This is a genomic window from Rhodopseudomonas palustris BisB18 (assembly GCF_000013745.1).
GTDB classification, from domain to species: domain Bacteria; phylum Pseudomonadota; class Alphaproteobacteria; order Rhizobiales; family Xanthobacteraceae; genus Rhodopseudomonas_A; species Rhodopseudomonas_A palustris_F.
On sequence record NC_007925.1, the window covers coordinates 156,672 to 170,424 of the forward strand.

Sequence of the window (13,753 nt, forward strand, 5' to 3'; positions counted from 1 at the left end):
GAGTTGCGGTGTGATTTCTTTCGGGGAGGCTATTTGCGTTTGCAGGATTCTGCTCAGAATGGGGAGCCGACGCAACGCGGAGGCAACCATGTCGAAGACGCGCCGGAAGCCGACCAAACGAAAGCCCACCACACCGACCCGGAAAGGGGGGCTCCCGAAGAAGGCACTTGAACTGCTGACGCTGCTCGCGAATCTCGCTGCTGCGTTGTTCGGGATGTTGAAGTCGGCGGGGTGGATGTGAGCCTCCCCGCTCAATTTCCCCACTCTTCAGCGCTTAGCCGCTTTCAGGGTGTGGATCAGCACCGAAGTGGGACCCCGCAATTCCTCAGCATAAATCGTTTATTTAACTGAGAGAGATCGCATTTGGCAGGGGGCCCGATCGACGCCGATCGGGACCCCTGCTCAAACGAATTGTCACTCAGAAATCAGCTACTTAGTCGGACCTACGAGAGGGGTCCCACTTCGGTGCTGATTTACAGGAAATAGGCGAAAGTCTCCGGTCTTCCCCGCGAATATTCTCGTTTTGGAGAGACAATGGGCGGAGACCGGCTCGATCACGAGTGGCGCCCGGACCAGACAGTCCCAAGCCAACCCATTACTCGTAATGCCGGGGTCGTAGGTTCGAATCCTGTAGGTCGCACAACCACTTAGATCCCTTTAACAGAGTGTTAAAATCGCTCGGGGACGGACCGGGGACGGTGGAGAAAGTGACCCTGTGGGCAGTCCGGACAACTGGTCTAGGCCACTGTCATAACCCGAAGATTGGCGTAGAATCGGTCCGGGTGCGCCGCGACTGCGCCCGCGCGCCCAAGGTTGCTTGATGGTCACTTACGAAAAGCAAACTGTTTCGGAGGACAATCGACCCGACCAAGTCGATGTCGATGGGCAGACATATCTGCGCGTCGCCGAGACCGTCTTAGCCAAGGCGTTATCTCCTCTGAAGGCGCGCGAAATCGTGGAACGCGGAATCGAACAAGGGTTATTCGGCGATCACGTGATGGGCCGGACGCCGGAGAAATCGATGCAAGCTCGGCTTAGCATCGATATCCTTACCCGCGCAGGATTCTCCAGATTTTTCAGAACCGCTCGCGGCCGCTTCGCATTGCGTGCATCGGCGAACAGTGAGTCAGAATCAGCGGAAGAATACGTCGCTGAAAAGCGTGTCCTGAATTTACCCAAAGAAGAAGTGCTTTGCGCGCCTGAAGCGAATTTCCGCGATGTTCTGACGTTCCAAGGTATCGATCCGGACTCGGCTTCAATTCTCAAACGCATATTGACCTCGCACGAACCCACATACATTGCGCGAACTGAGGCTGAGACGCGCGACGACGCAAAGCAATTCATCACTTACGTGCTCGTTCAGTGCGGTGAGCGGCTTTTATTCTTTAGGCGATCTTACCTAAGCCGCGCCGCCGAATTTCTGCGCGGTTCGAAATGCATTGGCTTTGGCGGTCACGTGAGCGCGGCCGATGTCGATATGTGGTCGCGCGAAGACTATGGTCTTGCGGCATGTGCGCGTCGCGAGTTGGCAGAAGAAATTTCGTTGCAAGATCGTTCTGCAAACCAAGTGGCAAACAATCGCGCGACCATACGCCTCTTCCAAGACGTTCCTCTTGAGCGGCTCGGTATCTTGAACGACGACTCGTCGGAGGTTGGACGCCGACACGTCGCTGTAGTCTATCGCGCTTGGATTTCTGATTGGAACGTCGCCAAGAAGTTGATGAAGGGTGATTCTTCGATCAAGGGCATTAGCTGGATCGACTTGTCTAAAGACACTTTGGACATTGCGGATTTTGAGTATTGGTCGCAGTTGTGTTTGCGGAAGTTTTATCCATCAACGCTCATTGCGAAGGCGCGTCTTCAAGTTCTCAATAGCTCGCGCTTGACCAAGGATCACCTCCTTGTCGTGGCAGGGCGCGTTGGTTCAGGAAAATCCGAAACCTCGACGTATCTGGGCGAGCGTCTGTCGCATCCAGTAATCCGCACTGGCGAACTCGTACGCACGTTGATGAACGCCCCATCGATTACCGAAATTGGACGCGAAGAATTTCAGAAGCGCGCTTTTGAATTCATCACCGGGCCGAACGGTCCTAATAGACTCGCGCAAGCGATCCTTAGGCAGGTTACGAACAACGGCGGCCGACCTTGCATCGTTGACGGCGTCCGAAATTTGCAAACATTCGAGAAGCTTGAATCACTTTATCACGGCGGCGATATTGGATTGATCTATATCCAGACGCCGCCTGACGTTGCGTTTGACATGTACCGCGCGCGAGAAGCACAAGGCACGTTGTCATTTAGCTACCGAGACTTCTTGAAGGTTTATGACGCTCCGGTTGAATCGGAGATCACAAGTCTGGGCCGCAAGGCGCACGCGATTGTCTACAATTCGTTCGGCATGGAAGCGTTCCGGCGAACTCTCGACGACTTCGTCTCACTAAATCTAAAGACGCCTATCGCGCCGGTTCATGTCATAGAGCCGGGAAGAGTGAAGGTTCGTTCTTAAGTCGGTGCTCCATGAATTTTTGGAGCGCGCGAATGGACTGAGATACTTTCAACTTTTCGATCAAGCCCTTTCGATCCGAGCCGACGATTTCCGCGTACGTCTTGCCGCCGAAGCCATCCGGACAAAATACCGTATCCCAATAGAAGTCCCGATCTCCGCGCGGTGTTGCGGACAACGTGCCCTTAGTTTCCCCGACAAAGGTGTAGGTGTTAAGCCCGTCGCAATATCCGACGACGGCTCGCGCAATTGCTTTCGTAGAAAGCGTCGAGCAACTTGCAACGAGCTTTTCGGCTCCGAGTGAATCCCACATCGGTTGGGTTAAGCCGCCCGGATAAGATTTGTCCTCGTACCCTTCAAGAATAAGTCCGGCGTGCTCCACGATGCACGGGACCTGCACGGCTCGATACGCGGAAGCGATTTTGAAACGGACCATCGCTTCCAAATCGCACAACAGCGGCTCGGTGGTGTGGACATCTCGAAATTGACAATCAAACAAATGGCCAAGCGGTTTTCCTGCGCTTGGAAGTGCAATTTGGTCTTTGGCGATAGCCCACTCTTCCTTCTTGAAGGAGCTCCACGAGCAGTAAACGATCTTAATCGGTCCGGTTGCCATGTAATTATGCCGCCATTTCGCAAATGATGTTCGCCACATTATTGGAAATGTCTTCGGAGCCGATTGCGACGACTTCGATATTGCGCTGCTGGAATAGCTGCCGTTCGAATTCGGATGGGTCGGGCAAAATAATGTAAGCGCGCCTACCTGTCGCGGAGTTTGGTAGGTGAGACAGGATGTGATTGATGACGTGGAAAATGTAATTCACGTTAGGGTCGCGAAAACTGTACCCTATGAAAAGAACAGCGCGTCCCAGAAGGTCGCCGCGTAGTTTGAAGTCCATCGGACTCTCAAGTCGCATTCGGTCCATGTAATGCGATTCAGTAACAACCATGTCATCCGGATTGTTGAAGTCACCGTGGAATTTTACGACTTCAACCATGCTTCTATCGTGGCTCATGGTGTGTTCGGCTGTGACGATTTGACAGGGTCTGCCACGTTTATTCAGCGCGCGTTCAATGAAGTTGTCGTAATTAGTAGTGTAGTAAATGCTGCATTTTTCAAGCTCGACCAGCGCGGCTTGAATAGGCGACGCCAAGATTTCATCATCGGTGGCGGTTGAAAATTGTTGCGACAACCAATTCGTCAACGGGGCGAGCGTGTGATTCCTGATTTTAAAATACTCAAGAATCTGAAGGTCGCTTCCTCGGTGGCGCAAAAGTTCGGGCTCGTCGCAACCTAGGAGCTTCGCCGCTTCGTCCACCATCGCTGCCCAAGATGGGCCGCGCTTCTTCCCGCCGTCCCAAGACACTGACATGGATGCTCCTGCACCCACGAAAGGAATAACCCGTCGTTCGCGGTAAAGCCTTCGAAGCTCTGTGGGACACGTCATGTTTTCTTGCTCGCAAGCAATCGCGTGACACTGTGGAAATGCGGAATGTTATTGTGCGGGTGAGTTTCGTGGAGCAACGAACTGCTCTGCTTCTTTATCTCGGACGTTGAATAGCACTGCAAATAAAATTCATGCGAAACCAACGTCGGGCGAAACTCTGGATGCGCCGAGAGATCGTGCGGTCCGTCATTGAAAGCGACAAGAATGTGTATTCCATCTTGTCTTGTCTTCTCCAGCGCAAGTTCGATCAATTTCTGAACCGCGCTATCTGATTTCATGCAATGCGGAAGCCCATACATGATGACCACGTCGAACAAGCTACAGTCGTTCAGATATTCAAGCGCGTCGGATTGAACCCATTCGATATAGTCGTGCGGGAATGCGCTCTTGCCGTTTGCCAGTGCTTGCGCTGAACAATCAACTGCAACGACTGAAGCTCCGCGCCCGGCAAAAGCCACAGCATTCTTGCCTTCGCCGCATCCAAGATCGAGGACGCGGAGATTCGAGACGTTCGGGTTGACCGACAAAAACTCGCGAACAAGCGACCCCGCTTCCGTGCCCCAGAAGCACGGGCAATTCGCGTATCCCTGGTCGTACCCGCCAACCCCGGCTTGGTCGCTGTCTGACATTGGGTATCCTCCTGGTGGAGAAGCGGCGCTGAATTGGCGCCGCTTTGCGTTAGTGCTCTAACGGTGGTTCCATTTTGAGCGCCGGCTGAGTCTGGTTCTCTGTCAGTCGAATACCCCGCGGGGGAACGAACACGGTCTTTATGTACACAACGGGGTTGTTTGAAGTTCCGGCCATTCGGGCATTCGCATCGAACGTGAGGCCTTCAAGAAAGTCCTCCTGTTCACCGGTCTGACGCGGAGGTAGTCCTATCGTCGGGCCAAACGCCCCGGTCTTATTCGGCTGTGGCCACAACGGAGGAATATTCTCGAATACGAGCCCGGCATGCAACACTTGGATTTCTTGCTGTTGCAAGTCCCGCTCGATCGCTTCGAGTTCGAGCCGCACCATTGCCAATTCCAGGCGCCGCTTTTCGGGTTTGGCCGGAGTCTCGTTCAACTCATCAAGGTGCTTGATGACGCGGGCGATCTTGCCCGGCGTTTTCGTCCGTCGTTCGGCTCGGAAGGTCTGTTCCGGCTTCGCCTTCGACTTCTCCAGGAAGGTCGTATTGACGTACCCGCCAAATTCCCGAGCGTCACTTACCAGTGCGATCGTGCCGGTTCGTAGGTTCGGGTACGCTGCAATGGCAGCGGCTAGGCTCGCGGCAACCGTAAACCACGCCTTAGCGGATCCTTCCTCGATCCGTACCTGGAGCCAGACATCGCCGCCGTAAACCCGCTGGGCAATCTCAACAGCAGCAGCTTGGCTTGATTCGCCGATGTCTATCAGACGGCCACGGGACGCCAGATACGGGTTTAAGTGAATGTACCCCTCGCCAAGCGTCGCCATCTATCCCCAGCCCCGTTCATCTCTCGCCTTCAGGTGGCATGCTACACTACTTCTATGGTTCAGTGTAAGTATAAGCCCAGTCGTCGATGCTGATCACTGGCGGCGACGAACCACGACGTCGCACGGTTCGGAGCAATGTATAGTTGCTGACCCTGATCTCGATTCGTCTCGCCAACGCGGCTGCGGGGCGGCCGCCCAACGCAATGGCGAGACAGAACACGACCTCCTCCAGCCGGCAGTTTGGCGAGCCTTCGGTGAGACAGCGCCGTCCAATCGCTCCGCGAACGTCATTAGGCAGCACGAGGCGGTGTCGCAAAAGAAGCGCCTGACGCGAACGAAAAGTCGCACGCCTCGCCCCCCGATAGGCAGGTCATCCAATTTTCGGATGTACTGGCTATGAACCCGCCCGCTGCCAGCTCCGCAGTCTGGACACTGGCCTCGCGCGGGCTCCCGATGCGTCAGAATGGTCATGCCCGCCTCTCCATACTCGACACCCTCGACGGCGAGTCCGGGTGGCACAAGTCGGGCGAAATCGAAGGAAGTCATGGCCCCGCTCCGAATCGAAAATGAAGCCGAGCTGAATCCGCGATTTCACCAAATGTGAGTCAGACCCCTTATTCCACGCCGAAACACACTGAGATCAGCCTGATCAGTCCTGTGGCATTTCATCGGAGATGGTGGCGCATCTGTGGCGGTCCACAGCGAATGCCTCCTTCCCCTTCGCGGCCCACAGCACTCGGGCTTGTTCGGCCTGATCGCTTTTGAGCTTGTTGGCCATCCAGAGCAGCGCGCCGAGGATGATGGCGCGATCATCGCCGGTCAGCTCCACGATGCCGGCTTTGACGACGAGACCGCCGAGTTCAATGAGATTCCGCGTGCGCTTGCGGCGCTCGACTTGCCACGCGCGCATATCATGCCGCGCCCTTGCTGCTTGTTGACGATTGTGCGCGGCTTGGTTGCGCAGAAGCGCCGTCCGTGTCGTGGTCAGTTGCCGGTGCAGTTCGCCGTGCCCGGCTCTGAAAGAACGCGGACCCGCGCTTGGCCCATGCCTCCCTCTTTCCGGTGTCCTTCGTCTCAGTCAGGACGATTAGTTCTCCCGCCAGTTCGTCGGCGCTGAGGACGTCGGCTCCGGTGGCGATCACCAGTTCGCCGAGTTGCTGCACCTTGCGAGTTTTCAGTTCTCGCGCCTTGTCATGAAGTGCTTTCAGTTCCCCGTCAAAATCCCGCGGCTTGCGCATCATGTTCTCCGGCAATGTTGATGGAGCGAGGATAGTTGAGCAGCCTGCAGAATGCTCTAATGTTGCCGGGACGGTTTGAGACGGCGTAGTCCCGTACGAGATTTTTTCGAGGGAGGGCGCGCTTATACGTCGTTCCGACGTACGCTCCGCCGTGGCAATGATCTGGTCGCGATGGCGATCTATCATCTTCACGTCAAGGTCATTGGCCGCAAGTCTGGCTCCAGCGCGGTGGCGTCGGCCGCCTACCGCTCGGGCTCGCGTTTGCGCGACGAGCGCCTGGACCGCAGCCAAGACTTTTCCGCCAAGCGCGGCGTCGTCCATTCCGAGGTGATGCTGCCGGACAATGCGCCGGCGGCATGGAGCGACCGCGAGCGGCTCTGGAACGATGTCGAAGCCTTCGAAGTTCGCAAGGATGCGCAGCTTGCCCGCGAGGTCGAGTTCGCCATTCCGCGCGAGATGACGCAAGCGCAAGGCATCGAACTGGCCCGCGACTTCGTGCAGTCGGAGTTCGTCGGTTTTGGCATGATCGCCGATCTCAATGTGCATTGGGACATCGGCGAGGACGGCATGCCCAAACCTCATGCCCATGTCATGCTGACGATGCGGCAAATCAACGTCAACGGGGACGAGAATGGCTTCGGCCCGAAGGTGCGGGATTGGAACCGCACGGAGATGGTCGAGCGTTGGCGCGAACGGTGGGCCGAGCTTGCCAACAAACGTCTGGCCGAGCTCGACATCGACGCCCGCATCGACCATCGCAGCTTCGAGGCGCAGGGGATCGGGCTGGAGCCGCAAAGCCAGATCGGCGCGTCCGCGCAGCGGATCGAAGGCGAAGGGGTCGAGGCCGCCGACCGCGCGGAGATGCACCGCGAGATCGCGCGCGGCAACGGCGAGCGCATTATTGCCGATCCGTCCATCGCACTGGACGCGATCACGCATCAGCAATCGACCTTCACGCCGCGCGACATGGCAAAGTTTGCGCATCGGCACAGCGACGGGATCGACCAGTTCAACGCAGTGATGGGCGCGATGCGCGGCGCGCCCGATCTGGTCGAACTCGGACAGGACGGGCGCGGTGAGGACCGTTTCACCACCCGCGACATGATCGAGGCCGAACAGCGCCTGCACCGCGCTGCCGAACTCATGGCCGAGCGGGAACGCCATGAGGTGAACGACGCGGACAGGCAGGCGGCGCTCGTGCGTGCGGAAGCGCGCGGCCTTGTCCTGTCCGGCGAGCAGGCCGATGCGCTGGCGCATGTCACGGACGGGCGCGATCTCGGGATCGTGGTCGGCCATGCCGGAACGGGAAAGAGCACGATGCTGGGCATGGCGCGGGAGGCATGGGAGGCGGCGGGTTACGAGGTCCGGGGCGTGGCGCTTTCGGGTATCGCCGCCGAGAATCTCGAAGGCGGATCGGGCATTGCGTCACGCACCATCGCCAGCATGGAACATGGCTGGGGCCAGGGCCGCGACCTGCTCAGCGCGCGCGATGTGTTGGTGATCGACGAGGCCGGCATGGTCGGCACGCGCCAGCTGGAGCGCGTGCTGTCCCATGCCGCCGAGGCTGGCGCAAAGGTAGTGCTGGTCGGCGATCCGCAACAGCTGCAATCCATCGAAGCGGGCGCGGCCTTCCGCTCGATTCATGAGCGCCACGGCGGCGTCGAGATCGGCGAGGTGCGCCGCCAACGCGAGGATTGGCAGCGCGACGCCACGCGCGACCTGGCGACTGGCAAGACCGGCGCAGCGATCGATGCCTATGACAAGAACGGCATGGCGCATCCTGCGGCGTCCCGCGAGCAGGCGCGCGACGATTTGATCGACCGCTGGGACCGCGACCGGCAGGCATCACCGGACCGCAGCCGCATTATCCTCACCCACACCAACGACGAGGTGCGCGCGCTCAACGAGGGGGCGCGAGAGCGGATGCGAGCAGCGGGCGATCTCGGCGAGGATGTGCGTGTCACGGTCGAACGCGGCGCGCGCTGCTTCGCCACCGGGGATCGCATCATGTTCCTGCAAAACGAACGCGGCCTTGGCGTGAAGAACGGAACGCTCGGAACCGTCGAACAGGTCAGCGCGCTGTCCATGTCGGCGCGCATCGACGATGGCCGTTCCGTTGAATTCGACCTGAAGGATTACAACCGCATCGACCACGGCTATGCCGCGACCATCCACAAGGCGCAGGGCATGACGGTGGACCGGACCCATGTGCTGGCAACGCCGGGCATGGATGCCCACGGCAGCTATGTCGCCCTATCGCGTCACCGCGACAGCACGGACCTGCATTATGGCCGTGACGACTTCGCCAGCCAGGACCGGCTGGTTCGTGCCCTGTCGCGCGCCCGGGCCAAGGACATGGCGTCGGATTACGAGCGCGCCGAACCGATTCAGGGCTACGCCGAGCGGCGCGGCATCACTTTCCGCGAGCGTGTCGCCGAGATCGTCCAGAAACTCGTGCCGGAGAAGCTACGCGGTATGTTTGACGGCCTGCGCTTTCCTGGAGATGTGTCCGGCCACGATGGTGGACGGAGGCCAGAGCGGGAAACGCCGGAAAGGGAAAGCGCCACGGCGGCGGTCCGGCGAACGACGGATGCGCCGGAAAGGACCGTGGCAGCGGACACGGACGTGGCGCTGCGTCAAGCTCGCACCAAGGCGCTCATCCGCCACGCCCGCGCCGTGAATGCGATCTTCGAGATGCAGCAGCAGGGCGGCAAGGCCAGCTCGGAGCAGGTGAAGGAATTGCAGGAGGCCCGCAAGGAGTTCGAGGCGGTGCGGCCCTATGGATCGCACGACGCCGAAGCCGCCTACAAGACGAACCCGGATCTCGCAGAGCAAGCCGCTTCGGGCAATCCCGCCCGCGCGATCCGCGCCCTGCAACTTGAAACCGAGCTGCGGACCGATCCAAGCCGCCGCGCCGACCGCTTCGTAGAGCGTTGGCAGAAGCTCGATCAGACCAGCCAGCACCAGTATCAGGCGGGCGACATGTCGGGCTACAAATCAACGCGGGCGGCGATGGGTGACATGGCCAAGAACTTAGAGCGCGATCCGCAGCTTGAATCCATTCTCGCGGGCCGCAAGCAACAACTCGGCATCGCGTTCGAAACAGGCCGCCGGCTCGGCCAGGAACTGGCGTTCACCCACGGCATCGATCTCGGCAGAGGACGAGGGATCGGGCTCTGATCTGATGCATGTCGTTGTCCCAGAACACCGCCACACTTTTGGCCGGCGTGCATCGATCACGCCGATCAGAAGTATTTGCCGCCGATTCTACGCCCGGCTTCGGCGACGCGCAAAATACTCTTGCATGCGCGTCACCGCTTGCTCTGTCTGGGTCAGGAATAGTCAGCAGGAGGCCGCGCGGCCATGCGCGAACCAGATCGTATCATCCGTCTGAAAACTGTCCTTTCCCGGACCGGACTGTCCCGATCCACCATCTACCGCAAGATCACCGAGGGGACATTCCCGGCCCAGATCAGGATCAGCGTCAACGGCGCAGGCTGGCATGAATCTGAAATCAATCGCTGGATCGCAGATCCCGTCTCATGGCGTCCGAAACACGAGTTCGATAATGCCCGGTGAGGTCGGTGATTGTACCATTTTCTCGCTGGTCCGTCAGGCTCCACAACCAAACCCGAAGCTCGGAAGTCCGCGGGCCTTGCAGCGGCGCGCCAGCCACCATCGACAGGATCTCTGCCACTTCCAGAACCGTCTTTCCACGCCACCGGGCGTGTTCGAAACGTAGGGCAGCGCGATGATGCCGAGGCTTCATCTCCTACCGCTTTCGGCCAGGACGGCCTCAGCGCGGGACACAACCGGCGTGTGGCCGACGTAGACGACCTTCGGATAGCCCCGTTTTATCTGACGCCCTGCTTCCCCGGTTTCATGACTACGCTCGGAACGCCACGACGGTGTCACCGCTGCTGGAAGGTCGGGCGCAATAGTCGGCCCAGTCCTCCATCATCCGGTTGCGCAGGTCGAGAAACGTCGTGCGCCGATAGGCCGCGACCACTTCGTCGCTGACCTTGTGCGCAAGCGCAGCTTCGGCGACGGGATCGTCATAGCCGTGTTCTGCAGCCCAATCGCGGAACGACGACCTGAAGCCGTGCGGAACGATTTCGCGGTCGAGCTTGGGATCGATCCAGCGCCGCTCCAGCTCATTCATCCTGTCGATCACCGCGGCCATCGAAGCGTCACTCAGTGGCTTACCCTTGGTGTTGGGGAAGATGTACTCGCTGTCATCCTTCGTGGCTTCCATGCGATCAAGCACGGCGAGGGCCGCCTTGCTCAATGGCACTCTGTGTTCGGCATCGCTCTTCATGAGTGCGGCCGGAATGGTCCAGACTGATGTCTGCCGATCGATCTGGTCCCATTTTGCCGCCACTGCGTTGCCCGGCCTGACGGCCGTCAAGATTTGAAACTCAAGAGCCGCCGCAGCGGCACCATCACGCTCGCGCAGCTTGCGCATGAAGTCGGGCAATTGCCTGTAAGGCAGCGCCGGATGATTGCGGACCTTGCGAACCTTCGACGTGGCCGGGAGCAGGTTATCGAGATGCCCCTTCCAGCGTGCCGGGTTTTCGCCGTTGAACTCGCCCTTCGCCTTGGCGGCATCGATCACCTGCTCGATGCGACTGCGAATGCGGGTGGCCGTTTCGGTCTTGCTTGCCCAGATCGGCTCGATGATCCGCAGGACCAGCGTCGTATCAATCGCGCCGATGGGAAGATCACGGATCGTCTTGCAGTAGTCGTTCTTGCTTGGCTTGCCCTTTTGGTCGACGCCTAGCAACGTCATCACCCATTGGTCGGCGTGCTTGGCATTCTTCCAGCCGGCCCGATTGGCTTTGATGAACCGCTTGGCCGCCTCGCCGAACGTGATCGCCTTGGCCGCTTCGATGCGGGCGGCGGCTTCCGCTTGGCGCTTTGCCTGGATGGGGTCACCGCCATTGCGGCGGACCTTGCGCGCTCCGGTCGCCTTCTCTCGCGCCTCTTCAAGGCCCACGTCACGCAGCGAACCTAAGCCATGCCAATGTGTGCGGCCGTGGAGCTTGTATCGAAACAGCCAGCTCTTTGAGCCGCCCTCGGCGATCTGCAGATAAAGCCCGCCGCCGTCAGCGTGCATACCTCGCCGAGACAAATGCTCGACCGTCTTGACGGTCAGTTTTCCGAATCCCCGCGCCATAAGCCGGCACCTTAGATCTACATACACCCCTACATACACTTAGGCGTGAGATTTGGCGATACACGCTGGAGCGGAGTGGCACGCCAAAGCTCTAGTATATAGCTGTTATTACTGCGATTTGTGTCGGAAATTGGGATTAAATGGAATGTGCTGAAATAGCGTTCTGGCGGAGAGGGAGGGATTCGAACCCCCGATAGGCTTGCACCTATGCCGCATTTCGAGTGCGGTGCATTCGACCACTCTGCCACCTCTCCGCGGTGCAGGGGCAGGCGCGAACGCCTGCAGTCGCGCGGAGTTCTAGGCGAGCGGAGCCGAACAGACAAGGCGGGGTGAGCCGGATATTTTCATCCGGCCGGTTTTCGGTGCCAACTTGCCGCCCCGCGGCGCGAGGGTCGATCGGGACCGAGTTCACGGCGCGTTGCTGGCCACGGAATTCGCAGGTCCTCTGCCGGGCGGTGCATCGTGCCCGAAACCGGTCCGCGCCGGTGGCCGGGTCGCCGAAGCGCTGCGATATAAGTGGCCCGACCAGGCCTCCGCCGAGTCGCCACCGGCTGGTCTCGCACCGTGGTCCCGCACGCCGCGGTGGCGGGAGAGCGGCCGGCGAGCGCAGTTGCCGAACGTGCCGGCCGGCGGGCGGCCGGCCTCAGTCCTTGTCTTTCTTGTCCTTTTTCTCTTTGTCTTTGTCTTTTTCGTTATCCTTGCTCTTCCCCTTGTCGGCCTCTTTGTCCTTCTCCTTGGCCTTTTCGACGTCCTTGTCTTTCTTGACCTTGGGTTTGCGGTTGGTGAATCGGGCGTTGCCGAGCCCGGTGCCGATGGTCAGGACGCCCCAGCGCTCGAACTGCTGCATAAACGGCACTTCGCTGAGGCCCTGGGCGACGCCGTCATTGTGCATCAGCACCGCGGTATCATGGTCTCCGATCACCGGAATGCCCTCGATCAGGCTGGTCGGCAGATGAAAACGGCTGCTTTCCCAATTGCCTGGCAGGTTCTGCGCGCCCTTTTCGATCGAGCCGTCGGCGTTGATCACACCGGGACAAGAGATCCCGATGAACGGCGCCAGCCTGAAGCCCTCGGCCTCGGCGGCGCCGATCAGGTCTTTGAGCATCTTGACGAGCCGCTTCACCGCGCCCTCGCGGGTCGGCTCTTCCTCGGCGTGCCGCCACAGCTCTGATTTCCAGACCACCGCTTTCGACAGGTCGGGGGCCTTCTTCCAGCGGGTCTCGACCACCCCGCAGCGGATGTTGGAGCCGCCGATGTCCACCGCCAGGATGCTGTCGTGGGCCTCGAAGATCCACGATGGCGCCAGATGCAGGCAGCCGATCAGCCCGGCCTCGTCGGGATGATAGCGGATCGGCACCAGATCGACCGCGATGCCCTCGGATTTCAGGATGATGTCGGTGCGGGCGATCGCCAATTCGCCGAGCCGGCTCTGCCGGAAACCGCCGCCGACCACGATGCATTCGGTGCCGGCCCAGGCCTTGGTCTTCATGAAGCGGCGGGTCACATAGGCCAGTTCCTGGGCGAATTCCTCGATCGCGCTGTGCACCACCGCCACCGCGCCGACGTCGTCGCCGGTCAGAATGGCGTCGAGCTCATGCTTGTTGATGTCCTCGGTGGATTTCTTGCCGAACGGGTCGTCGCCGTTCTTGCGCAGCGGCTTGCGCCAGCCGTCGAGGATCTTCTGGAACGCCCCCCTGCTGGCGCGGTCGCCGAGAAAGCCTTCATCGTCCTTGAGCTCGATATTGTAACTGTCGACCTCCACCGATGGCAGGCGCGTCGCGCCGTGGTTGCCGATGCCGGTTGCCGTCAGTGTGTCGTCAGCCATCCTGTGTCGCCTCTTCTGGATCCGGTGTGGAGCGCAGACAACATCCGGGGAACCGGTTTGTTTCGCGCTCGGGCGACGCCGGCCTGGAATTGCGGCGTTTGTGATCGG

At 59.8% G+C, this 13,753-nt stretch carries 13 protein-coding genes and 1 tRNA gene; 4 read left to right on the forward strand and 10 right to left on the reverse strand.

Features of this window, described 5'->3' with window-relative positions; genetic code table 11:
• Positions 1 to 88: 88 nt before the first annotated feature.
• Both RPC_RS00725 and RPC_RS00730 read left to right on the forward strand, forming a co-directional pair.
• On the forward strand, positions 89 to 241 hold the full coding sequence (locus RPC_RS00725) for a hypothetical protein (protein ID WP_157043108.1): 153 nt from the start codon (positions 89 to 91) through the stop codon (positions 239 to 241).
• A 579-nt stretch (positions 242 to 820) separates the two neighbouring features.
• Entirely contained in the window at positions 821 to 2,506 is a 1,686-nt protein-coding gene (locus RPC_RS00730) for an HTH domain-containing protein (protein WP_041801240.1), read from the forward strand.
• On the opposite strand, the gene RPC_RS25300 is transcribed toward RPC_RS00730, so the two are convergent.
• The 7 genes from RPC_RS25300 to RPC_RS00755 form a co-directional block, all read right to left on the reverse strand.
• Complete coding sequence (locus tag RPC_RS25300; protein ID WP_011470626.1) at positions 2,472 to 3,119, reverse strand: non-canonical purine NTP pyrophosphatase; 648 nt, start codon at positions 3,117 to 3,119, stop codon at positions 2,472 to 2,474. The two genes, RPC_RS00730 and RPC_RS25300, sit on opposite strands and share 35 nt — an antisense overlap.
• A gap of 4 nt (positions 3,120 to 3,123) precedes the next feature.
• Complete coding sequence (locus RPC_RS00735; protein WP_041801242.1) at positions 3,124 to 3,876, reverse strand: SIR2 family NAD-dependent protein deacylase; 753 nt, start codon at positions 3,874 to 3,876, stop codon at positions 3,124 to 3,126.
• Between the two features lie 71 nt (positions 3,877 to 3,947).
• Positions 3,948 to 4,580, reverse strand: a complete 633-nt coding sequence (locus tag RPC_RS00740; RefSeq protein ID WP_011470628.1) for a class I SAM-dependent methyltransferase — start codon at positions 4,578 to 4,580, stop codon at positions 3,948 to 3,950.
• A 49-nt stretch (positions 4,581 to 4,629) separates the two neighbouring features.
• Positions 4,630 to 5,406 (reverse strand): hypothetical protein, encoded by a 777-nt coding sequence (locus RPC_RS00745; protein ID WP_011470629.1) that lies wholly within the window; start codon positions 5,404 to 5,406, stop codon positions 4,630 to 4,632.
• Between the two features lie 93 nt (positions 5,407 to 5,499).
• Positions 5,500 to 5,952 (reverse strand): transposase family protein, encoded by a 453-nt coding sequence (locus RPC_RS25305; protein WP_080507291.1) that lies wholly within the window; start codon positions 5,950 to 5,952, stop codon positions 5,500 to 5,502.
• A 103-nt stretch (positions 5,953 to 6,055) separates the two neighbouring features.
• Complete coding sequence (locus RPC_RS00750; RefSeq protein ID WP_011470630.1) at positions 6,056 to 6,316, reverse strand: conjugal transfer protein TraD; 261 nt, start codon at positions 6,314 to 6,316, stop codon at positions 6,056 to 6,058.
• A 1-nt stretch (position 6,317) separates the two neighbouring features.
• Positions 6,318 to 6,644: a conjugal transfer protein TraD gene (locus RPC_RS00755; protein WP_041802273.1), complete on the reverse strand. Its 327-nt coding sequence runs from the start codon at positions 6,642 to 6,644 to the stop codon at positions 6,318 to 6,320.
• 171 nt (positions 6,645 to 6,815) lie between these two features.
• On the opposite strand from RPC_RS00755, the gene traA reads away from it, so the two are divergent.
• Together traA and RPC_RS25310 are read left to right on the forward strand one after the other, a co-directional pair.
• Complete coding sequence (gene traA, locus RPC_RS00760; RefSeq protein ID WP_041801244.1) at positions 6,816 to 9,824, forward strand: Ti-type conjugative transfer relaxase TraA; 3,009 nt, start codon at positions 6,816 to 6,818, stop codon at positions 9,822 to 9,824.
• Positions 9,825 to 10,007: 183 nt separating this feature from the next.
• Positions 10,008 to 10,223, forward strand: coding sequence for a helix-turn-helix transcriptional regulator (locus RPC_RS25310; RefSeq protein WP_011470633.1), 216 nt, complete (start codon positions 10,008 to 10,010; stop codon positions 10,221 to 10,223).
• A gap of 307 nt (positions 10,224 to 10,530) precedes the next feature.
• On the opposite strand, the gene RPC_RS00770 is transcribed toward RPC_RS25310, so the two are convergent.
• From RPC_RS00770 to RPC_RS00780, 3 genes are all read right to left on the reverse strand, one after another.
• Positions 10,531 to 11,820, reverse strand: coding sequence for a tyrosine-type recombinase/integrase (locus RPC_RS00770; RefSeq protein WP_011470634.1), 1,290 nt, complete (start codon positions 11,818 to 11,820; stop codon positions 10,531 to 10,533).
• 164 nt (positions 11,821 to 11,984) lie between these two features.
• Positions 11,985 to 12,074: transfer RNA gene (locus RPC_RS00775), tRNA-Ser, on the reverse strand.
• A gap of 389 nt (positions 12,075 to 12,463) precedes the next feature.
• Positions 12,464 to 13,645 (reverse strand): ROK family protein, encoded by a 1,182-nt coding sequence (locus RPC_RS00780; protein WP_011470635.1) that lies wholly within the window; start codon positions 13,643 to 13,645, stop codon positions 12,464 to 12,466.
• Positions 13,646 to 13,753: the final 108 nt, after the last annotated feature.